At 62.2% G+C, this 21,345-nt stretch carries 19 protein-coding genes; 13 read left to right on the forward strand and 6 right to left on the reverse strand.

What is annotated here, in order from left to right; genetic code table 11:
* Positions 1-179 precede the first annotated feature (179 nt).
* Entirely contained in the window at positions 180-1,115 is a 936-nt protein-coding gene (locus MKP05_RS12455; protein WP_240568560.1) for a LysR substrate-binding domain-containing protein, read from the reverse strand.
* A 236-nt stretch (positions 1,116-1,351) separates the two neighbouring features.
* Between MKP05_RS12455 and MKP05_RS12460 the strand changes: the two genes are divergently transcribed.
* The 8 genes from MKP05_RS12460 to MKP05_RS12495 all read left to right on the forward strand — a co-directional run bounded on the left by MKP05_RS12460 (position 1,352) and on the right by MKP05_RS12495 (position 10,616).
* The gene (locus tag MKP05_RS12460; RefSeq protein WP_240568561.1) at positions 1,352-2,380 is read left to right on the forward strand and encodes a GlxA family transcriptional regulator; all 1,029 of its coding nucleotides are present in this window, start codon (positions 1,352-1,354) and stop codon (positions 2,378-2,380) included.
* A 205-nt stretch (positions 2,381-2,585) separates the two neighbouring features.
* Entirely contained in the window at positions 2,586-3,476 is an 891-nt protein-coding gene (gene dapA, locus MKP05_RS12465; protein WP_240568562.1) for a 4-hydroxy-tetrahydrodipicolinate synthase, read from the forward strand.
* 24 nt (positions 3,477-3,500) lie between these two features.
* The gene (locus MKP05_RS12470; RefSeq protein WP_240568563.1) at positions 3,501-4,829 is read left to right on the forward strand and encodes an NAD(P)/FAD-dependent oxidoreductase; all 1,329 of its coding nucleotides are present in this window, start codon (positions 3,501-3,503) and stop codon (positions 4,827-4,829) included.
* A gap of 25 nt (positions 4,830-4,854) precedes the next feature.
* Positions 4,855-6,360 (forward strand): aldehyde dehydrogenase, encoded by a 1,506-nt coding sequence (locus MKP05_RS12475; protein ID WP_240568564.1) that lies wholly within the window; start codon positions 4,855-4,857, stop codon positions 6,358-6,360.
* Between the two features lie 268 nt (positions 6,361-6,628).
* On the forward strand, positions 6,629-7,657 hold the full coding sequence (dctP, locus tag MKP05_RS12480) for a TRAP transporter substrate-binding protein DctP (RefSeq protein ID WP_240568565.1): 1,029 nt from the start codon (positions 6,629-6,631) through the stop codon (positions 7,655-7,657).
* Positions 7,658-7,743: 86 nt separating this feature from the next.
* Positions 7,744-8,247: a TRAP transporter small permease gene (locus tag MKP05_RS12485; RefSeq protein WP_240568566.1), complete on the forward strand. Its 504-nt coding sequence runs from the start codon at positions 7,744-7,746 to the stop codon at positions 8,245-8,247.
* A gap of 44 nt (positions 8,248-8,291) precedes the next feature.
* A complete protein-coding gene (locus MKP05_RS12490) occupies positions 8,292-9,590 on the forward strand; it encodes a TRAP transporter large permease (RefSeq protein ID WP_240568567.1) in 1,299 nt (432 codons plus the stop codon).
* Positions 9,591-9,620: 30 nt separating this feature from the next.
* Positions 9,621-10,616 carry an Ldh family oxidoreductase gene (locus MKP05_RS12495; protein WP_240568568.1) on the forward strand — a complete coding sequence of 332 codons (996 nt, stop codon included), beginning with the start codon at positions 9,621-9,623 and terminating at the stop codon, positions 10,614-10,616.
* A gap of 41 nt (positions 10,617-10,657) precedes the next feature.
* Here MKP05_RS12495 and MKP05_RS12500 read toward each other — a convergent pair whose 3' ends face one another.
* The gene (locus MKP05_RS12500) at positions 10,658-11,731 is read right to left on the reverse strand and encodes a proline racemase family protein (protein ID WP_240568569.1); all 1,074 of its coding nucleotides are present in this window, start codon (positions 11,729-11,731) and stop codon (positions 10,658-10,660) included.
* Positions 11,731-13,782 (reverse strand): NADH:flavin oxidoreductase, encoded by a 2,052-nt coding sequence (locus MKP05_RS12505; RefSeq protein ID WP_240568570.1) that lies wholly within the window; start codon positions 13,780-13,782, stop codon positions 11,731-11,733. Before MKP05_RS12505 ends, MKP05_RS12500 begins: the two co-directional genes overlap by 1 nt.
* A 175-nt stretch (positions 13,783-13,957) precedes the next feature.
* Between MKP05_RS12505 and MKP05_RS12510 the strand changes: the two genes are divergently transcribed.
* The 3 genes from MKP05_RS12510 to MKP05_RS12520 are packed head-to-tail and all read left to right on the forward strand — an operon-like array spanning position 13,958 to position 16,485.
* On the forward strand, positions 13,958-14,752 hold the full coding sequence (locus tag MKP05_RS12510; protein ID WP_240568571.1) for a pyrroline-5-carboxylate reductase family protein: 795 nt from the start codon (positions 13,958-13,960) through the stop codon (positions 14,750-14,752).
* Positions 14,753-14,785: 33 nt separating this feature from the next.
* Complete coding sequence (locus MKP05_RS12515) at positions 14,786-15,538, forward strand: electron transfer flavoprotein subunit beta/FixA family protein (protein WP_240568572.1); 753 nt, start codon at positions 14,786-14,788, stop codon at positions 15,536-15,538.
* Positions 15,535-16,485 carry an electron transfer flavoprotein subunit alpha/FixB family protein gene (locus tag MKP05_RS12520; protein WP_240568573.1) on the forward strand — a complete coding sequence of 317 codons (951 nt, stop codon included), beginning with the start codon at positions 15,535-15,537 and terminating at the stop codon, positions 16,483-16,485. Before MKP05_RS12515 ends, MKP05_RS12520 begins: the two co-directional genes overlap by 4 nt.
* 18 nt (positions 16,486-16,503) lie before the next feature.
* On the opposite strand, the gene MKP05_RS12525 is transcribed toward MKP05_RS12520, so the two are convergent.
* The gene (locus MKP05_RS12525; RefSeq protein WP_240568574.1) at positions 16,504-17,145 is read right to left on the reverse strand and encodes a TetR/AcrR family transcriptional regulator; all 642 of its coding nucleotides are present in this window, start codon (positions 17,143-17,145) and stop codon (positions 16,504-16,506) included.
* Between the two features lie 387 nt (positions 17,146-17,532).
* On the opposite strand from MKP05_RS12525, the gene MKP05_RS12530 reads away from it, so the two are divergent.
* Positions 17,533-18,360: a creatininase family protein gene (locus MKP05_RS12530; RefSeq protein WP_240568575.1), complete on the forward strand. Its 828-nt coding sequence runs from the start codon at positions 17,533-17,535 to the stop codon at positions 18,358-18,360.
* A 17-nt stretch (positions 18,361-18,377) separates the two neighbouring features.
* On the opposite strand, the gene MKP05_RS12535 is transcribed toward MKP05_RS12530, so the two are convergent.
* Both MKP05_RS12535 and MKP05_RS12540 read right to left on the reverse strand, forming a co-directional pair.
* A complete protein-coding gene (locus MKP05_RS12535; protein ID WP_240568576.1) occupies positions 18,378-19,487 on the reverse strand; it encodes a glycosyltransferase family 4 protein in 1,110 nt (369 codons plus the stop codon).
* Positions 19,487-19,672, reverse strand: a complete 186-nt coding sequence (locus MKP05_RS12540; protein ID WP_240568577.1) for a 6-carboxytetrahydropterin synthase — start codon at positions 19,670-19,672, stop codon at positions 19,487-19,489. Before MKP05_RS12540 ends, MKP05_RS12535 begins: the two co-directional genes overlap by 1 nt.
* 542 nt (positions 19,673-20,214) lie before the next feature.
* Between MKP05_RS12540 and MKP05_RS12545 the strand changes: the two genes are divergently transcribed.
* Entirely contained in the window at positions 20,215-21,336 is a 1,122-nt protein-coding gene (locus MKP05_RS12545; protein WP_240568578.1) for a porin, read from the forward strand.
* Positions 21,337-21,345: the final 9 nt, after the last annotated feature.

Genomic DNA, 21,345 nt, shown 5'->3' on the forward strand with positions numbered 1-21,345 from the left:
GAGGGGAGCCCGCCGTCCTTCACTCGCCGAGGTCGCTCGGGCTACGCCCTCACGACCTCGGCGACACAAGGTCTCGGCTTTCTCATCTTGATTGTCGCGTGACTCTCAACTTGATTGTCGCTCTACACATGAGGGTCCGGCGCCTGGCGCAATCACCTGCCGGACAGAACCTAAAGGCCTCAGGTGGCTGTCGGCACGCCGTTTTGGTCCATGAACCATTCCCGGAAGCGGCTCAGTGCCTCGTCCTCCTCCTTGTCCTCGCGGTAGGCCAGGTAATGGCGCGTGTCCTCCAGTACGACCTCCTGCTCGACCGGCCTGACCAGTCGGCCCTGGTCGACCAGCGGCCCGATAAGGTGATCCCAGCCCAGGGCCACGCCCTGGTCATTGAGTACCATCTGCACCAACATGTTGTAGTCGTTGGCATTGAAGTAATGAAGGCTGTCCCGGGAACGGCTCTCGATGTCGATATCATGGATGGCCAGCCAGACCCCCCAGTCCACATGCTCGGCGACCTGGGAGCGACCGTAGGGGCTCAGGTTCAGCAGGACCCCGTCTCGCAGTCCCTCGAGGGTCCGGATCTCGGGGTGTGCCTCGAGATAGGCCGGCGTGCATACCGGATAGATCACGTCATGGAACAGCGGCAGGCTGACGTAGCCGTCCCGCACCCGCGACATCTTGGTGATGAAGATATCGGGATAGACCCCCGGCTCCATGGAGAGGAAGTTCTGGGTCGTGACCAGATTGAGGTCGATATCGGGGTTGGCGCTGAAGAAGCTCGGCAGGCGTTGCGCCATCCACAGCGCCGAGAAGGCCGGGGAACAGCACAGCGTCAGGGGGCGCCTGGCGCTGGTGCCGTGGTCCTTGCGGATGCGATCCGCCGCCTGGGCGATGTTGATGAAGGAGAGCTGAGCCGCATCGAAGAAGATGGAGCCGGCGGTGGTCAGCTCGACCGAACGCCCGACACGCTTGAACAGGTCCGTGCCTAGGTAGCTCTCGAGTTCACGGATCTGCCGGCTGATGGCCGCCTGGGTGACGCACAGTGCCTCGGCGGCTCGAGTGAAGTTCTGATACTTGGCCGCCGCCACGAAGGATCTCACCGCGCGCAGCGATGGCATCTTGAGCAGCCTCTGATCGGGATCGGTGTGTGTTGTCATAACAAAAAGTTATCAACATCCTGAAAAAAAAGTCGATGCCGGCGATAATCGGCCGGAACCTAGACTACGGTCATGGAAAAGACGCCGCACCCGCATCTTTCAGGTTATCCAAAAGCGACGCCGGACAACAGCCGCAATTCGCCCTCAACCCTTGATGCATGCTTGGCATGCAAGGTTGCCGGGCCCCCTGGAGTGACATGATGCACACCTCCTTCAAGAGCTTGTTGAAACGCAAGAACATGGCACACCTCAACGCAGAGGAGGATTCCAGGTCCTGTCCTCCGCTGCGACGAGTGGGGTTCGTGCTCCTGGATAACTTCTCCTTGATGGCCTTCGCCGGAGCGGTGGATGCCCTGGTAACCGCCAACCTGATGACTCGGGAGCCGCTGATCGAGGTGCTGGTGGTCGGTGCAACGAGCGATCTGGTCGTCAGCGATCTGGGCACCGCCATCTCGACGGATTGCCAGCTACCGGCGCTTCCGGCACAACGGCTGGACCTGCTCATCATGTGCGGTGGTTTCCGTGTGCGCTTGCAGAGCTCGCCATCGATCCGCTCAACGCTACGCTGCTTCGATGCCGCAGGCACGACCCTGGGAGGGCTGTGGAACGGTTCCTTCTTTCTTGCCGAGGCGGGAGTGCTGGACGGCCATGACTGTGCAATACATCCCGATTCCCGGGCCATGCTGCTCGAGTCATTTCCCGGGGTATGCCTGTCCAGGCACTCCTATGTGCTGGACAGGAAACGGATCAGCTGCGCCGGTGCCAATAGCTCGCTCTCCATGATGCTGGACTGGCTGAGACGTGATCATGACCCGAGCTTTGTCGATGCAATCGAGGAAATACTCAATTGTGACAAGGCTCAAGAGGTCATGGATGTTTCCGTCCTGAGCCTCGATCGTGATCCTACCCTGCCGCAAGCCCTGAAACTGGCACTGGAGCTGATGCATAACAATATCGACGAACCTCTTTCGGTGGACGAAATAGCCCGCTGGGTCAACATCTCCCGTCGTCAACTCGAACGGCTCTTCAGTCGTTATGTCGATGCCTCCCCGTCCCGCTACTACCTTGAGCTCCGCGTGACTTACGCTCGGCAATTGCTGCAGCAGACCAACAAGTCCGTTGCCGATATTGCGGTGGCCAGTGGCTTTACCAGCCTTACCCACTTCCGTCATTGCTTCCGCCAGTTCTTTCACGTCGCCCCGGCGAAGTTCCGCAGGCAGCGCTAGCCCTGACATCTTGAGCCTGACTTATCGTAGGGAGCAAGCATTCCACATCGACCTGTCGGCACCGCACGCCGCTTTTCTACGAAGGTATGATCATAACATCTGGTCATGATTTGCCGGGATTAAATGTTGCTTTTCCGTGGCGAAGCTGCCCGCGTACCATCGTTTTACCGACCCATCCTCCAGCAAACAATCACAAGGTGACTTCATGAACTTCGATGGTATCTGGACACCCGTCATAACCCCTTTCGCTCAGGACGGCTCCATTCAGCTCGACACGCTGAGGAAGGTGGTCGACACGCTGATCGACCAGGGGGTACATGGCTTGATCATCGGCGGCACGACCGGCGAATACTATGCCCTCAGCAAGGAAGAGCGCAAGCAGGTCTTCGACTCTGTGGCAGGCCATGCCAAGGGCCGTATCCCGATCATGGCGGGCATCAATGCCACCACGACCGAGGACAGCCTGGAGCTTGGCCAGCATGCCAAGGCGGCCGGCTTCGACGCCATCCTGGTAGCGGCGCCCTACTACTGCCAGCCGGCCCAGGACGAGCTGCTGACCCATGTCCGGTGTGTCGATGATGCCCTCGACATGCCGATCATGCTCTACAACTTCCCCGACCGCACTGGTGTGCCAATGACGCTCGAGTTGATCGAGGCGTTGCGTGATCACCCGAATGTCCAGGCGATCAAGGAGAGCACCGGCTCGATCGAGCGGATGCATGCCCTGGCCAACGATCACGCCGACCAGCTTCAGCTGAGCTGCGGCATGGACGACCAGGTGCTGGAGTTCTTCGTCTGGGGGGCGCGCAGCTGGGTGGCGGGGGCTTCCAACTTCCTGGCGCCGGAGCATGTGGCGCTGTACCAGGCCTGCGTCGTCGAGCAGGACTTCGTCGCCGGCCGCGAACTGGCCGCCCGCCTGCTGCCGATGCTCAACCTGCTGGAGCAGGGTGGCAAGTTCTGCCAGTACATCAAGTACGGCTGCGAACTGGCCGGCCTGCCGGTCGGACCGGCGCATCGTCCGCTGCTGCCGCTGAACGAGACGGAAAAAGCCCGCTTCCAGCGTACCTATGACGCCCTGCTTCAACACCGCGGCTGACATCCCGCGCTGGAGATTCGCCCCATGCAGTTGACATGCCATTTCTTGCCCCAGAACGACGGGCGCTGTGGCTGGTACGAGACACTGCCCCCACCGCCCGCGTCGGCACCGCTTCAAGGTGAAGTGAAGGCCGACTGGGTGGTGTTGGGGGCGGGACTGGCCGGCCTGGCCGCCGCTCGGCGCCTGGCCGAACTGCAGCCGAATGCCGCCATCGCCCTGGTGGATGCACGGCGTGTCGGCTTCGGGGCCGCCGGGCGTAACTCCGGGTTCATGATCGACCTGCCACACGACCTGAACTCACACGATTACACCGGCGACCGGAGCCGCGATCTTGAACAGATCCGCCTCAATCGTGGGGCGATCGACTACATGCGCGAGATCGTGCAGCGCCATGGTATCGACTGTGACTGGCGGGAGCAGGGCAAGCTGCACGGGGCGGTGGAGGCGCATGGGCTGCGCGCCCTGGAGGCCTTCGCCAAGGGGCTGTCGGCCCTTGGCGAGCCCTACCGCGAACTCGACGCCCGGCAGATGAAGGCCATCACCGGCTCCGACTTCTATCACGGCGGCCTGCACACTCCCGGGTGTGTACAGGTCCAGCCGGCCTCGCTGGTACGTGGCCTCGGGGCCACTCTGCCGAAGAACGTCCGCCTCTACGAGGACAGCCCGGTCCGCGAGATCAACGTCGGCCAGCCCCATACGCTGGTGACCGACCAGGGGCGTCTCGAGGCGCCGCGGCTGGTGCTCGCCAACAACGCCTATGCCGCCCAGTTCGGCCAGTTGGGGCTCAAGGGCCGGATTCTGCCCGTCTATACCTACGGCAGTCTGACCCGTCAGTTGAGCCCCAAGGAGCTTGCGGCACTGGGCGGCGAAGAAAGTTGGGGGCTGATCCCGGCGAACCCGATGGGCACGACGGTGCGGCGCCTGGGAGACGGGCGCATCGCCATCCGTAACTCCTTCACCTACAACCCGCATGTCAGCACCAGTGCAAGCCGGCTGGCGCGTGTGCAGGCCGCCCATCGGCGCTCCTTCGAGCGGCGTTTCCCCATGCTGCCGGACGTGGAGCTCGAATACACCTGGGGAGGCGCGCTGTGCGTATCCCGCAATGGGGGCACGCCCTTCGGTGAGCTGGCCCCCGGTGTGTTCAGCGCCGTCTGCCAGAACGGGCTGGGCCTGACCCGCGGCACGATCTCCGGGAAGTTGATCGCCGAGCATGCACTCGGCGTGGAGAGCGAACTGCTCGACATCATGCTGAAGCAACCCAAACCCGCCGCCAATCCACCCGAACCGTTCCTCGGCCTGGGCGTGCGCTCGACGCTTGCCTGGAAAGAGTGGCAGGCCGGCAAGGAACTCTGAACCATCCGACACGAGGAGAACAACAATGTCCGATAATCTGACTCCGGATGCCATTGCGCGTCAGATCGAGCAACTCGAGTATCGCAACCTGGCCTTCATCGACGGTCGCTTCGTTCCCGCGAGTTCAGGCGAAACGTTCGATACCCTGAACCCGGCCACCGGGGAGCTCCTGACCCGGGTAGCCGCCTGTGACGGCACCGATGTGGACCTCGCTGTCCAGGCCGCCCGCCGGGCCTGCGAGTCCGGGGTCTGGTCGGGGCTCGCGCCCGCCGAGCGCAAGGCCATCATGCAGCGCTTCGCCGACCTGATCGAGGAACACTGCCTCGAGCTGGCCGTGCTGGAGGCCCTGGAGGCGGGCAAGCCGATCGGTGAGTGCTTCAACGTCGACATCCCCGATACCGCCAACACCATCCGCTGGCACGCCGAAGCCGCCGACAAGCTCTACGATGCCGTGTCGCCGACCGCCAAGGACGTGGTGGCGACAATCAGCCGTGAGCCGATCGGGGTCGTCGGTGCCGTGCTGCCGTGGAACTTCCCCGCCATGATGGCCGGCTGGAAGCTGGGACCGGCGCTGATCACCGGCAACAGCGTGGTGCTCAAGCCCGCCGAGCTGACGTCGCTCAGCACGCTACGGCTCGCCGAGCTGGCCCATGAGGCCGGCATCCCGGCCGGCGTGTTGAACGTGGTGCCGGGGCTCGGTCATGTGGCCGGCAAGGCCATCGGCCTGCATCCCGACATCGACCTGGCCGCCTTCACCGGCTCCACCGAGGTGGGCCGACGCTTCCTCGAGTACTCGGCGGCGAGCAACCTCAAGCGGGTGGTGCTGGAGTGCGGCGGCAAGAATCCGCAGGTCGTGATGCCCGACGTCGGCGACCTCAAGACCGTGGCGAGCAATGTCCTGGCCGCCGCCTTCTGGAACATGGGCGAGAACTGCTCGGCGGGTTCGCGGCTGATCGTGCATCGGTCGGTGAAGGAGGCGTTGGTCGACGAGATGCAGCGCCAGCTCGAGGAGGAGTGGGTCACTGGCGATCCCCTGGACCCCAATGTGCAGCTCGGCGCCCTGATCGAGCAGGACCACATGGACAAGGTGCTGGCGCATATCGAGCGGGCCAAGGCCGATGGGCTGGCGCTGGTGACCGGTGGGAAGCGCATCCTGCAAGAGGTGGGGGGCTATTTCGTCGCCCCGACCATCTTCGACGACGTGCCCAAGGATGCCGCCGTGGCGCGGGAGGAGATCTTCGGCCCGGTACTGGCGGTGATCCCGTTCGACACCGAGGAGGAAGCCATCGACATCGCCAACGACACCTGCTACGGCCTGGCGGCCTCGCTGTGGAGCGATGATCTCAATACCGTGCATCGCATGGCGGCCGCCATCCGGGCCGGCACCGTCTCCGTCAACTGCTTCTCGGAAGGCGATATCACCACCCCCTTCGGCGGTTACAAGCAGTCCGGCTTCGGTGGCCGCGACAAGTCCATCTATGCCCATGATCAGTACTGCGAATTGAAGACGACCTGGATTCAGCTTTCCTGATCCAGCGAGCCGTTCACAACACAGATTGCATTCTTTCCCCGCCATTCGCGGCCCCGTGGATGGCGGCTTGCTTGCCACCAGCGAATATCAGCATGTATCGATAAATGTCTACATTCATCGATCGAGGCAACGATAACCTCAGGTTTTGCTTTGTACTAAAGAAAAGTCGTTTCCATTACTTCCGCCACAGTAATAGCTTTAATACATGCCTGGCCACGGCCAGGCAAGAGGTGAACCCAACGACAATAGCCCACCCGGAGAAGGTGTTATGACATTAAAAAACTCAATAAATGTTAGCTCAAGCATAGCCGCAGTATCGGTTATCACCGCACTTGGTTTCTCAGCGTCCGCCTGGGCAAGCGATGAGGAATTAAAGCTTACGATCGCAACGGAGTCTGGTGACCGAGAATCGCCCCATGGTCTGGCAGTTAAGAGAATCTCTGATATAGTCGAAGAAAAATCCGATGGCAGAATTACCATCAATGTCTTCTATCAGGATGAGATCGGTGGGCCTCAGGAGCTTTTCGACCAATTGGTCAGAGGAAACATCGACCTCTTCCTGGGCTGGCCTCAAACCTCCTACGATGAGCGACTTGGCGTACTACAGCTGCCCTATCTGACCTTGGGTTGGGATGAAGCACTAGATGCCTATGGCAAAGATGGTTGGGTCTCGGAGGTCATCGGGCCCATCCTGTCGGATATTGGCCTGGAATACCTGGGGCCCTTTCCGGAAGGCTTTGGCGGCATAGCTACAGCGGATACATATGCTACTAACCATGAAGATGCACGGGGGATCAAGCTCCGGTCACAACCCATCTTCCCGCTGCCCCAAACGATACAGGCCATGGGGTTCCAGGCCGTTCCCATCGACTGGTCCGAGGTCTACACGTCCATCCAGACTGGGGTCGTCGATGGCGATTCGAGTAATGTGATCTACTGGGACTATACCTATTTCAACGACCTGCTTGACTATTTCGTCCACTCCAAGCACAACTTCTCCTTCTATACTTTTCTGATGAACCAGGATTCCTGGAACGCTCTCGACGAAGAGGATCGCGGGATCATCGCGGATGCCGTGGAAGTCGTGTCCAATGAGCAGTTCGAGAATGCCAAGGCCGAGGATGAAAAGTGGATCCAGACGGCCCAGGAAGAAGGTATGGAATATATCGTGCCGTCCGATGAAGAGATGGCTGCCTGGATCGAACGAGTCCGCGAGACAGTATGGGTCGAGGCGGAGGAGTCCCTGGGGGAGGATGTCATGAGCGCCGTCCGCGAGCATGCATCGGAACCACAGTAACGGCTTGCCGGATGACATGGAGTGGCGCCTGTTGATAGGGCCACTCCGTGTTCGATTCCTTTTAGGGTAACATTAGGGAAGTCATTATGGATTATTTCGCCCGCATCGATAATGTGGTCGCATCTATTCTGAAGGCTGCCGTTACAGTGCTAGGCCTTTTCATTTCTTTTGCCATGGTGGGTGGCATAATCTTCAGGGCACTGCTTGGCGTTCAGGTATTTGGCCTTGAGGAACTGGTGTTGATGGCCGCCATGTGGCTGTACATGCTCGGAGCGGCCCTGGCCTCGCGGGAGAGGTCCCATCTCAGTGCCGATTTCTTTCAGGCCTTTACCGACAACGAGGTCCTGCACGACATAATGAGGCTGATTGCCACAACCCTTTCGGTAGTGATGGCAGTTTTTTTCGTCACCTGGAGCTACAGCCTTTTTTCCTGGGGAGTCGAAAAGGGACAAGTCACACCGGTGTTCAGTATTCCGCAATACATTTCACAGGGAAGCCTTCTCGTTGCGAGCATTCTGCTGTTGCTCTACGCGCTCCGGGACCTCATTCATGATGTCAGAAAGCTATCCAGAAAAGCCGCAACCCAATAAACGTCTCTCCTCAAGAGACTTCCTGACAATAATAGGAGAAACACATGGGTGCCTTATTAGCGATAGGCGCAGTCATAATATTGATGGTCATAGGCGTGCCGGTCGTGTTCTCTTTCGCCGCCATGACCCTCGTACTCTCGTTCGCTTATGATGTCGACATATCGTCGCTGATGACGACGGGATTCTGGTCCATCAATTCCATTATCCTGCTCGCCCTCCCCTTATTTATCATGACCGGGTATTTGATGCAGTCAGGGGGGATTGCGGCCAGGCTCATACGCTTTGTCGAGGCCATCGTCGGCTCGTCGCGCAGTGGGATGGGGACCTCGATGGTGATGGGCTGTGGCGTCTTCGGAGCCATTTCGGGGACGGCCTCGGCCGCGGTGGCCGCGATTGGCACCATCATGATCGGCCCGATGGAAAAACACGGCTACAGCCGCCCGTATTCCACCGCTCTGGTCGGGATCTCTTCGCTGCTCGGCCTGTTGATTCCCCCCAGTATCACCATGATCCTGTACGCCGTGGTAACCCGGCAATCCGTTGCGGCCGTATTCCTGGCTACCATCGGACCGGGTATTTTGCTGATGATCTTCCTGTGCGTGGTCAACGCCATCAAGATGCGCAAGAATCCCGACTACAGCCCAGAAGTGATCGCACTGAGTGACCGGTTCCGGAATATCGGCAGTACCGGCTGGAAGGCCTTCCCCGCCTTGATGCTCCCTGTCATCATCCTGGGCGGCATCTACGGGGGCATCTTCACCCCCACCGAGGCGGCCGCCATTGCCGTCGTCTATGCCATTCCCGTCGGACTGTTCGTTTATCGCGACCTCGACCTGAAGGCCCTGGCACGGTGTTTCATCCAAGCCGCCACGACCACTGGCGTCATCATGATCATTCTGCTCTTTTCCTTCGTGGCCAGTCGTATCTTCACCTTCGAGCGAGTGCCACAGCAGCTGACCGAGCTGTTGCTCGAGTTGTTCCAGAACAAGCTACTGATTCTCCTCATGGTCAATATCTTCTTGATCTTGATGGGGATGATCATGGATGACGTGAGTGTCGTGGCCATCCTCAGCCCGCTGCTGCTGCCGGTCATGGAGAGCATCGGCATCCATCCGGTGCATTTTGCCGCCATCGTGGGCACCAGCGTCGTCATCGGCTGCAATAGCCCACCCATGGCGCCCATCCTGTTCATGAGCTGCCGGATCGGCCAGGTCGGGATGTCGCAGGTCATTCGGCCCGCCTTCAGCTTCATGCTGCTTGCCGCGCTGCCCGTGATGCTGATCACGACCTACTGGCCGGCGCTGTCACTCTTCCTGCCAAGGCTGCTCGGATACGTGAATTAATCAATATCAGAACATGAGAGGTATCTTTCCTTGAGTCAGCAGACACTTTTCGCCCACGATGCAGAGACATTGGCTGAACAGGCCTGTCTCGCCGCGGGCGCCAACCATGCTACCGCACGCTCCCTGGCAAGGGCGACGGTTTCGGCGGCGCTTTTCGGACACCCCGGTGTCGGGTTCCCGCATCTTCTGGATTATCTTTCCAGTTTCCGTGAGGGACGCATCAACAGAGAAGCAGAGCCGAAAATCACTTCGCCCTTGCCCGCCATCATCCACTCGGATGCGGATGGAGGCATTGCGCAACTCGGCTTCGACTTGGCAATGCCGACGCTTGTCGAAAACACACAGAAACTGGGCGTTGCGATCTTCACCCAAGGCAACAGCTATACCACCGGTGAACTGGGCTACTATGTTCGCCGTCTCGCCCTGGAAGGCGTGATCGCCTTTGCCGTGTCCAACAGTCCGGCCGTGGTGGCGGGCTCGCCCAGTGGCAAGATCGTTTTCGGCACCAATCCGATGGCGTTTGCCGCACCCCTGGCCGATGTCAACGCGCCGCTGGTCATTGACCAGGCATCCAGTGCGACGGCCTTCGTCAACCTGGTAAAGGCGGCGGAAGAAGGGCGTAAGATTCCCGAAGGTTGGGCCATCGACGAGCAGGGTAACGCGACCACCGATGCAGCGGCCGGCCTGCGCGGCGCACTCTTGGCATTCGGCGGTACGAAAGGCGCGAATGTGGCGCTGATGGTCGAGTGCCTCGCGGCCGGATTGTCCGGTGCATCATGGTCGCTCGACATGCCGGATTTCCAGGGCGGAGATCAGGTGATCGACGCCGGGATGACGATCATTGCGATTCAACCCACCGTTATTGACGACCGTTTTTCCACCCGCCTGACCCAGCATCTTGACCGAATCGCCGAACGTGGTGGTGCCTATATGCCCAACCGCCGCCCGGTACGAAGCGATCGTTCGGAAGAGGAACGCATTACCATCGACACGGTAGTGATTGAGAAAATCCGCCGCTCCTTGTGAGCGGCGGATGGGGTGCGTACTAGCCAGGGCCGCGCTTGTCTTCAGGCCCAGATGTCCTGCACACAGAATCCTTCCGTGAATGGATCATCATTGTCCAACACGTAGGTATTGATCCCATAGATCCAGCTCGTTCCCGAAATGGTAGGAATTACCGCTTGCCGTTCGCCAATTGTCGTTTCCTCAACCAGTCTTCCCGTAAACACATTGCCCAGGATCCCCTGGTGGCGAAAATCCTTATTCAACGGCAACTCCCCCTTGGCATGCAGGACCGCCATTTTTGCGCATGTTCCCGTCCCGCATGGACACCGGTCGATGGCACCTGTCCACGTGCTAGGCTTGTCCCAATCAAAGTCACCAGACGCCACTGTCACGACATTCTTCCAATCTGCATCTGGGCTACTTGCCGGCCCGGAAAGCTGTGATATCGTGATCCCGACCCCTGGATAATCAGGGTGCTCAACGGGCAACTGCTCGATAGCAGCCTGCCTGATCATGGCCGAGATCCGCGTTATCTCTGCGCCATGCTCGGGTGTGAGTTCTATCCAGGGAAACTGTCGGACATCCGCAATGACATAGAACATTCCACCCCATCCAACGTCTACTTTTACCTTGCCAAGGTGGGGAACGTCTATTTCTCTATCAAGGTAGGCTGCAAACGCAGGTATATTTTTGAAGGTGACGCTCTTTACCTTGCCATCCTTGCATTCGGCCCTGATGTTAATGAGTCCGGCCGGCGCCTCAAGAACAAGTTCCGTAACGGGCTCTTGCATCGGCAGCATTCCCATTTCAAGCAGCACCGTTGCCACGGAAATGGTATTGCCGCCAGACATGACCGGATACTCGACCTGCTCCATGATGACATAGCCGGCATCGGCATCGGGATGACATGGCGGAACAATGACATTACAGCAGAGAGGCGGGTAACCGCGAGGCTCACGCAGCATTAACTTACGCAGCTGGTCGTCATTTTCCCTCAGCCACACCATTTTCTCATGCACCGTCTTGCCGGGTATGTTGGGAACACCGCCAGTGACAACGCGCATCGGTTCGCCTGCATGCGTATCGATGGCATGTATGGTTCTCTTGAATGACATTTCTTCCCCCTTTGAATCCATCACAAATCCTTGACCAGCCGCAAGGCATCGTAGATCGCCGCATGGGTGTTCCGCGACGCGACGGCATCACCGATCCGGAACAGCTGGAATCCATCACCCGAATTGCGAATGACGGCCTGGGGCTTGCCAATGATCAGGTCCTCGTAGTTCACCTCGCCGCCATTGCTGGAATGCGGCTTCAGCTCGAAATAGATGTCGGCCATCGGCGTGATGCCGTAGTTGACCACCACCTGGTCGATGCGCCGCTCATGATCCAGGTCCAGCTGACCTTGAGGTACATAGTCGCTGGTGATCTTGGCCAGCAGATCGCTGCCGTCCCGCTGCACGGACTTCAGCCGATAGGTGGGCGTGAAGGTGACGTTGGGTCGCTGCAGGGAACGCATGTAGGGTACGAGATTCATGGCCATGATTTCCGACGAGAAGGTACGGTCCGGCGTCATGATCTCGAGCTGTGCCCCGGTGGCGGCAATGATCTCCGCGGCCTGCATGGCGGCATGATCGCCGGCATCGTCGAACAGCAGCACCCGATTGCCCGGGGTCACGTGTCCGGAGAGGATATCCCAGGCGTTGACCACCAGGTCGTGCCCGACCGCAGGCTGGTCTTCCAAGGGGTAGCCGCCGGTCGCCACGATCACCACGTCCGGTTTCTCGGCGAGCACGTCCTCGACCTCGGCCCAGGCGTTGTAGCGGATCTCGACGCCGAGAGCCTCGCAGCGCGCCAGGCGCCAATCGATGATGCCCATCATCTCGCGACGCCGCTCACTCTGCGCCGTGAGGCGCACTTGTCCGCCGGCATCGCTGGCGGCTTCCAGTACCAACACCTCATGGCCTCGCTCGCCGGCGACGCGGGCGGCCTCCAGCCCCGCGGGCCCGGCGCCGATGATCACTACGCGACGCTGCTGCGCTGCCTCGGGGATGGTGTGGGGCATGGTGGTTTCCCGCCCGGTGGCGGCGTTGTGGATGCAGTAGGCGGCACCACCCTGGTAGATGCGATCGAGACAGTAGTTGGCACCGACGCAGGGACGGATCTCTTCCTCGCGGCCTTCGATAATCTTGCGCACGATGTGCGGGTCGGCCATGTGGGCGCGGGTCATGCCGATCATGTCGACCTTGCCCGAGGCGATGGCATAGCGGGCGGTGGCGACATCCTGGATCTTGGCGCCATGGAAGGTGGGGAAGTCCACCTCGCGACGGATCTCTCCGGCGAAGTCCAGGTGCGGGGCGCTGGGCATCCCCTGGATGGGGATCACGTCGGTGAGCCCCGGGTCGGTGTCGATGTGGCCGCGGACCACGTTGAGGAAGTCGACCAGGCCGCTGTCCTTCAGGCGCCGTGAGATCGCCATACCGTCGCTGGCCGTCAGCCCGCCCGGCAGCATCTCGTCGCCGGTATAGCGCACGCCGACGATAAACGCCTCGCCGACTCGCTGGCGAATGGCACGCAGCACGTCGAAGGTGAAACGCAGCCGGTTGTCGAGATCGCCCCCGTAGGGGGCCTCGAGGGTGTTGGTCAGCGGTGACCAGAACTGGTCCATCAGGTGGCCATAGGCCATCAGCTCGATGCCGTCGAGGCCGGCCGCGTGCATGCGTTCGGCGGCGTCGGCGTAGTCACGGATCAGGCGCTCGATATCCCAGTCCTCGACCTGCTTGGGAAAGGCGCGGTGGGAGGCTTCGCGACGGTGCGAGGGCGACACCGCCGGCAACCAGTCGCCCTTGTCCCAGCGGGTACGCCGGCCCAGGTGGGTCAGCTGGATCATCACCGCGGTGCCGTGCTCGTGACAGGCATCGGTCAGCTCGCGCATCCAGGGCACCACCTCATCCCTGTAGGCCAGGATGTTGTTGAACACCGGCGGGCTGTCCTTGGCCACTGCCGCCGAACCGGCGGTCATGGTCAGGCCAAGGCCGGCCTTGGCCCGCTCGACGTGGTAGGCACGGTAGAGCGCCTTGGGCATGCCGTCCTCAGGGTAGGCAGGCTCGTGGGCCGTCGTCATGAGCCTGTTTTTCAAGGACAGATGCTTGAGCTGAAAGGGCTGCAGCAGCGGATCGTTAGCCATGGTCGGGTCTCCATCTTGTTGTGGTCTTGACAAAGCTAGCGGCACATGTACACACTTGTCAACTAAGTGTACATCGATGTACATAAAGAAATAAACCGGATGTGCCAGGCCGTCATGAAGCGGTGAGACCAGCTACCGGCGGGGTGTCGGCCTATGGCAAGAGGAGATTGGACGCATGTCGCAAGGCGCAGTGATCGGCATCATTGGAGGTCATGGGTGGATGGGGCGTTCGTTGGGCATTGCCTTGCTGGAGCGGAACGTCGTGCCCGCCGGGCAACTGGTGGTCTCATCGCGTTCCGGGCGCGGCACCGCTTACCGCGACTGGCCCGAGGTGCGTTGCGTCAAGGACAACCGTGAGCTGGCTGACCTGGCGGATGTCATCGTGCTGTCCATTCGCCCGGAGGATCTCGCCAGCGTCGATATCGAGGCACACGACAAACTGGTCATTTCCCTGCTGGCGATGGCCTCCTCGCAGGAGATCTCCAGCCAGGTGGGAAGCCGACGGGTGGTGCGTGCCATGCCGAATGCCGCGGCGGAGATCCGTCGGGCTTACTTTCCGTGGCATGCCTCACCGCAGGTCACCGATGCCGACAAGCAGCTCGTCCAGGCGCTGCTGGCGAGTTGTGGCACGGCACGGGAGCTTCCCACGGAGCGCGACCTCGACTACCTGACGGCCCTGAGCGGGGCCGGGCCGGCCTACCCCGCCCTCCTGGCCCAATCGATGCTGGAGCACGCCAGGCAGATGGGGATCGCCGACGATATCGCCCTCGAGGCCGTCATGCAGACCCTGGTGGGCGGCAGCCTGCTGCTGGAAAGGCTGGGAACCGACCCCGGCGACATGGTGGAGCGGCTGATTGCCTATGACGGCACCACCGCCAAGGGGCTGCGAACGATGCTGGATGAGGGCATCGGCCAGGCGATTCATCGTGGCCTCGATGCGGCCCACCGGGCGGCCGGTGGATCGCGGTAAAATAAGTCAATCAAGAATTCGGGAGAGCATGGAATGAAAATCCTCGTCGCGGTCAAGCGCGTCATCGACTACAACGTCAAGATCCGGGTCAAGCCGGATCACTCCGACGTCGACCTGACCAACGTCAAGATGGCCATGAACCCCTTCTGCGAGATCGCCGTGGAAGAGGCGGTGCGGCTGAAGGAAAAAGGCGTGGCCAGCGAGGTGGTCGCCGTCACCGTCGGCCCCAAGGCCGCCCAGGAGCAGCTGCGCACCGCCCTGGCGCTGGGCGCCGACCGGGCGATTCACGTCGAGACCGAGGAACGCGTGGAATCCCTGGCCGCCGCCAAGGCCCTGGCCAAGGTGGTGGAAAGCGAACAGCCGGGGCTCACGATCCTCGGCAAGCAGGCCATCGACAGCGACAACAACCAGGTCGGCCAGATGCTCGCCGCCCTGACCGGCCTGCCCCAGGGCACCTTCGCCTCCGAAGTGGTCATCGAGAACGACAAGGCCCAGGTGACCCGCGAGATCGACGGCGGCCTGCAGACCGTCGAACTGACCCTGCCGGCCATCGTCACCACCGACCTGCGCCTCAACGAGCCGCGCTACGCCAAGCTGCCCGACATCATGAAGGCCAAGAAGAAGCCGCTGGCCGTCACGACCCCGGCCGAGCTCGGGGTGGAGATCCAGAGTAGAGTGACGCTGCTTAAGGTCGAGTCGCCGGCCGAGCGCCAGGGCGGCATCAAGGTGGGCTCCGTCGACGAGCTGGTCGAGAAACTCAAGAACGAAGCGAAGGTGATTGCATGAGCATTCTGGTCCTGGCCGACTATCACGACGGACAATTGAGCGCGGCGACGGCACAGGTCGTGGCCGCCGCCCAGCAGATCCCACAGGCCGGCGGTGGTGAGATCCATGTGCTGGTGGCGGGCGAGGCCGCCAGCGCCGAGGCCGAGGCCGCTGCCCGGTTCGACGGCGTGCGCAAGGTGCGCGTCGCCGACCACGCCGTCTATGCTCACCAGTTGGCCGAGCCGCTGAGCGCCCTGCTGGTCGACCTGGCCGGTGACTACACCCACGTGCTGGCTGCCGCCTCCACCACCGGCAAGAACGTGCTGCCGCGTCTCGCCGCGCTCAAGGACGTCAGCCAGATCTCCGAGATCATCGGCGTCGAGTCCGACGACACCTTCAAGCGCCCGATCTACGCCGGCAACGCCATCGCCACCGTGCAGAGCGCCGACCCGCTCAAGGTGATCACCGTGCGCGCCACCGCCTTCGATGCGGTTGCCGAGGGGAATAGTGCTCCCATCGAAGCCGTCGATACCGTGGTGGAGAACGCCCAGTCCACCTTCGTCAAGGAAGCACTGGCGGCCAGCGACCGCCCCGAGCTCTCCGCGGCGCGGGTGGTGATCTCCGGCGGCCGCGGCATGGGCAGCGGCGAGAACTTCAAGCTGCTCGACGGCATCGCCGACAAGCTCGGCGCGGCGATCGGCGCATCAAGAGCCGCGGTGGACGCCGGCTTCGTGCCCAACGACATGCAGGTCGGCCAGACCGGCAAGATCGTCGCCCCGGAGCTGTATATCGCCGTGGGCATCTCGGGGGCCATTCAGCACCTGGCGGGGATGAAAGACTCCAAGGTGATCGTGGCGATCAACAAGGACGAGGAGGCGCCGATCTTCCAGGTCGCGGATTATGGACTCGTCGCCGACCTGTTCGAGGCCCTGCCGGAGCTGGAAAGCAAGCTGTCAGGACCTTCTTGAGAGCAGCATAGGGCGCCGCTAACCGCCCTTCTCCGGCGCATAACCATGCCGGGCTTGAAAGCGTTGCAGCTCTCGGGGACGCGGCGGCTGCCCAGTGAAGATCTCGACATAGGCGGGAATGCGCCGCATGCGTACCTCGAGCGCTTCCTGGGTCTTCATCGAGATATAGCCGATCTGGGTGAGATAGATGGTGCGGCCGCGGACGTTGGCTGCCAGCGGTTCATAGCCGTAACGCTCGAACATGCGCGTCAGCGCCTCGATACGCGCCTCGTCCGCAGTATCGATCTCCCTTGCCACCCCCTCTGACTGCAACGCCCAGCTGCGCATCGCAAATTCCAGCTGGGAGTCGAAAAGCCCAGGATCCAGCCAGCAGTCGAAGACATTGAGGATCGCTTCGACAATGGTCTCGGCATAGGCCTCGGTCTGCCGCACCAGGCCCTGGGTGTTCTTTTCCCGCCAGCGCTCGATCAGAGCATCCAGCAGCGCCTCGCGATCCTTGAAGAACCAATAGAAACTGGTCCGCGAGAGGTTGAGCCGCTTGGCCAGCGGCAGGATCCGTACGCTATCCACGCCCGACTCAAGCAGCAACTCGAAGGCCGCATCGAGCCAGGCATCGCGGGAACCTTTCCATTTGGTGTTGTGATTATCGGCGGGTTGCATCGAGACGGTCTCTGTGGGGCGAGAATGCAGGGGAAGTGCAGGAGAAAACCCAAGCGTACATTAGTGTCTATTTTATGTACACAAAGTCATGCTGCCATCATTCCATGGTGAGCAGGACGAGAGACACTCCATCATGACCCACGATCCGCTACCACCTCCGGCCAGGATCACGGGCGTGAACACGAGCGAACCTCCTCTTGACGGGCGGCGCCCGGCGTGCAGGAACGTCACTCCGCGACGACACTGTGTTCGAAAGGCCGGAGACCACTTCATGCCCATGCCGTCACGCCCCCTGCGACACCTTTTCCTGCTCGGCATGCCCGGGCTGGCCTCCGGCGACCTCTATGCGCGACTGACCGATGACCGACACGGCATCAAGGAGACCTCATGAGCGACGCCCCCTCTCCCGATCAGACACGATGGGCCCGCTGGCTGGACCTCACCAGTCGCGAGATGGAGTACCTGCAGAGCAGTGCCGTGGCGGTGATGGTGCTCGGCGCCATCGAGCAGCACGGCGCCCATCTGCCGCTCTCCACCGACCTGGACATCGGCCAGGGGCTGCTCGAAGAGGCGCTTACCCACCTTCCCGCGCGGTTCCCGCTGGTGATCCTGCCACCCATGGCGGTGGGCGCCAGTGACGAGCACCTGAGCTTTCCTGGCACCCTGAGCCTCTCGCCGGAGCTGGCCATCGCCACCCTCGAGGCTCATGGCGACGCCGTGGCCCGCGCCGGCCTGCACCGGATGGTGCTGATCAACAGCCATGGCGGCAACCAGGCGGTGATGAACCTCGCCGGACTCCGGCTGCGCCGCCACCACGGCATGATGGTGGTCAAGGTCAACTACACCCGCATGCCCCCTCCCGGCACCCTTCCCGCCGGCGGCCTGCCGGCCGAGGAGCTGCGCCACGGGCTGCACGGCGGCGCCGTGGAGACCGCCATGATGCGTCACCTGGCCCCGCACAAGGTGCGCCTCGACCAGCTGGACCATCCCCATTCCTGCGGGGAAGCGATGGAGGAGCAGGGACTGCTGCTGGCCCCGGAGGGCGAGGCCGCCTTCGCCTGGCTGGCCGAGGACCTGCACCCCGAGGGAGTGGTGGGCAATGCCCGGCTGGGCACCGCCGAGCTGGGCGGTCGACTGGTGGCCCATTACGGCAAGCGCATCGCCCGCATCCTGCGCGAGACCCAGGCGATGGACACCGGTCGCACCCGCGGCTGAGCGACCTCAGGGCCGGTTCATGCCCCTCGGTCTCCGGGCGCCAGCGAAGCGGACGCCGGGAGATCCAAAGCGACCGCGAACCGTTCGCCGGCCTGCTGCCAGTCCGCCAGCCCCTCTCGGGCCCGACGGGCGCCGCGGCGTAGCCGACGGCGCAGCTCGGCGTCGTCGAACCAGCGCGCCAGGGCCCCGCGCAGCGCCAGTGCGTCGCCGGGCGGCACGGTGATGCCCGCCGCCGGCGGCAGGGTGTCGGCGAGCGCCCCGCCGGTGGTGGTGATCACCGGCAGCCCCCGGGCCAGGGCCTCGGTGACCACCATGCCGTAGCCCTCGTAATGCGAGGGCAGCACGAACAGATCCGCGTGATGGTAGGCCTCGGCCAGGCCGGCGGCGTCCCGTTCGCCCGGCCAGAGCAGGCGCTCGGCCAGGCCGTGGCGGCGGGTCGCGGCGACCAGGCGGGCGGCATGCGCCGGGTCCCGGTCGTGGCTGCCAATCGCTTCGCACTCCCAGTCGCGGTCGGCGAACCCGGCCAGCGCCTCGACCAGCAGCTCATGGCCCTTGCGCGGCGTCAGGCTGGCCACGCAGAGCAGGCGATGGGGGCGTTCGGTGTCCTCGAGATCCAGCGCGCTGGCGGCCAGGGCCGCCCGCTCGACCCCCGGCTCGACCACCCGGATGCGCGCCTCGGGCACGCGCAAACGCGACAGGCCCCGGGCGGTATAGGGGCTGGTGACGATCACCCGGTGGATCGCGGCCAGGGCGCGGGCCTCGCTCGCGAACAGGCGTCGTTGACTCTCCTCGTCGAGCCCGGTCTCGTCGGCCAGGGGATGGTGAACCAGGGCGGTGATCGCCAGGCGATCGGCATGCCGTTCGACCACCTCGGGCAGCCCGCCCATGGCCAGGCCATCGATCACCACCCGGGCCCCCTCGGGCAACGCTGCCAGGGTCGTGTCCAGGCTCCGCCGGGCCGTGGCGTCGGGGTCCGGGAAACGGCCGTCGAGCCCCGTCACCGCGACCCGCCATCCGCGGCGGCACAGCTCCGCGACCATGCGCGCGTCATAGACATAGCCCCCGGTGAGCTGGCCGGGGTCGCCGGCGACGATCAGGGTGAGGTCGGGCATCGTGGTCTTCTCCATCAGGACTTGTCCTCGCAACCGGTCCAGGAAAGATGGGACTCGTACAGGGTCACGCTCATGGCGTCGAGCTGGAAGCCGACGTCGATCACATAGCTGGCGCCGTGGATACGCCGGACGGGTCCGAAGATCTCGCTATGCAAGCCGTGGGCGATCATGAAGTGGTCGCGGACATTGAGTCGGTACATGCAAGGCTCCGGTCGGACATCGGGTCAGTCGTAGGCATCGTGATTCACAAATATACAAGATCATTCTATCTTTTTCCGATGCGAGATCTTGGCAGCCCGCTTTCAGCAGACGATCCAAGTGCCAACATTGCAGTGTCGAACTACTTGACTTTCTCCAAGCCGTCTACCAAGGTACATCAAGAGTATTTCATACCCATTCTGTCATGGATAATCGCGGCATTCACAAGGACAAGCAAGGGGGGGGCTGACGGACGAAAAGTCGCATTATGACGTGTATATGACTTCGATATCTTCTATTTGGCCAAGCTTGGCAGAGTGTTTCTTTTCGACGCTCAGGAGAAGTGAGCCTGGCATCAGGCGCACCTAGCTTCAGGCGCATAATAAGCACAAAGGACTCGGAGAACTCTATTCGGCACTAGACACAGAACATAGGCGCAGACATCCATAACCCCGCACCATTCCAGTGGAGAGTGAAGCAGCAGGCCGGCGCTCAGCCCCCAACAACCGACGCTCTTGTATCAACAACCATGGAGAGTTTACTCATGACAAAGCAATTCGTCACCCTGCAGCACCTTGGTGCGTTGTCCGCCGTCGCGCTGCTCGGGGTTTCGGGAACCGCATCGGCCATCGAAGCCGAGATCTCCGGCCACGTGAACCGGGCGATCATGGCTTACGAAGACGGCGAGGACTCACAGACCGCGTTCGTCGACAACGAGACCAGCAACAGCCGCATGCGCTTCCGGGGCTCCGGCGAGATAATGCAGGGGGTGAGCGCCGGCGTCTTTGGCGAATGGGAGATCGTCTCCACCAATTCCAGCGAGGTCACCATCGACACGACAAGCAGTGACAATAGTGAATTCCAGATCAACAAACGCCACCTGGACGCCTTCGTCGAGGGGGGCTTCGGCAAGGTCAGCCTGGGGCAGGGTGATGGCGCGGCCAATGGCATCGCCGAGATCGACCTCTCCGGCACCTCGCTGATCAACTATGCCGGCGTGACGGACATCGGCGGTAGCATCGCCTTCCAGGAGGGCGGCCAGCCGTTTACCGCGAATGGCGCGGTAGGGCAAGCCAGAATCCGGGATACCTACAGCCAGTTTGACTTCGAGAGCCGCTTCGACCGGGTGCGCTACGACACGCCGAGCGTCGGCCCCTTCGACTTCGCCATCGCCACCGGGACCAAGAGTGATGACGACGACACCACCGACGCGGCAGTGCGCTACGGGGCCACCTATGCCAACGGTGCGCAGATCGCCGCAGGGCTTGGCTATTCCGCGCGTTCCAGGGGTGGCGACACGGGAACGGTGGAGACCTTCGGCGGTTCGGCTTCGCTGCTGCTTGCCAACGGCCTGAACTTCACCCTCCTCTACACTCAGCGGGAGGATGATGCCGACCTGGATGCAGACACTGTCTGGGGCAAGGTCGGCTACAAGGTGGGCCATCACGCCGTCACCGTCGACGTGGGCCAGACCAACGATCTGCTGGGCGGCGGCGCCTTCGACTCCGAGAGCACGGTGTACGGTATCGGCTATACCTATATGCCGGTCAACTGGGCAGAATTCTATGCCGGCGTGAAGCAGCATCAGCTGGACGTGTCACTGGCCAGCGTAAGCGACCCTGATGACATCAACATCGCCACCGTCGGCACCCGACTGAAGTTCTGAGGAGGCGAC

Origin of the sequence: Halomonas flagellata (genome assembly GCF_022487945.1) — a bacterium.
Lineage (GTDB): Bacteria > Pseudomonadota > Gammaproteobacteria > Pseudomonadales > Halomonadaceae > Halomonas > Halomonas flagellata.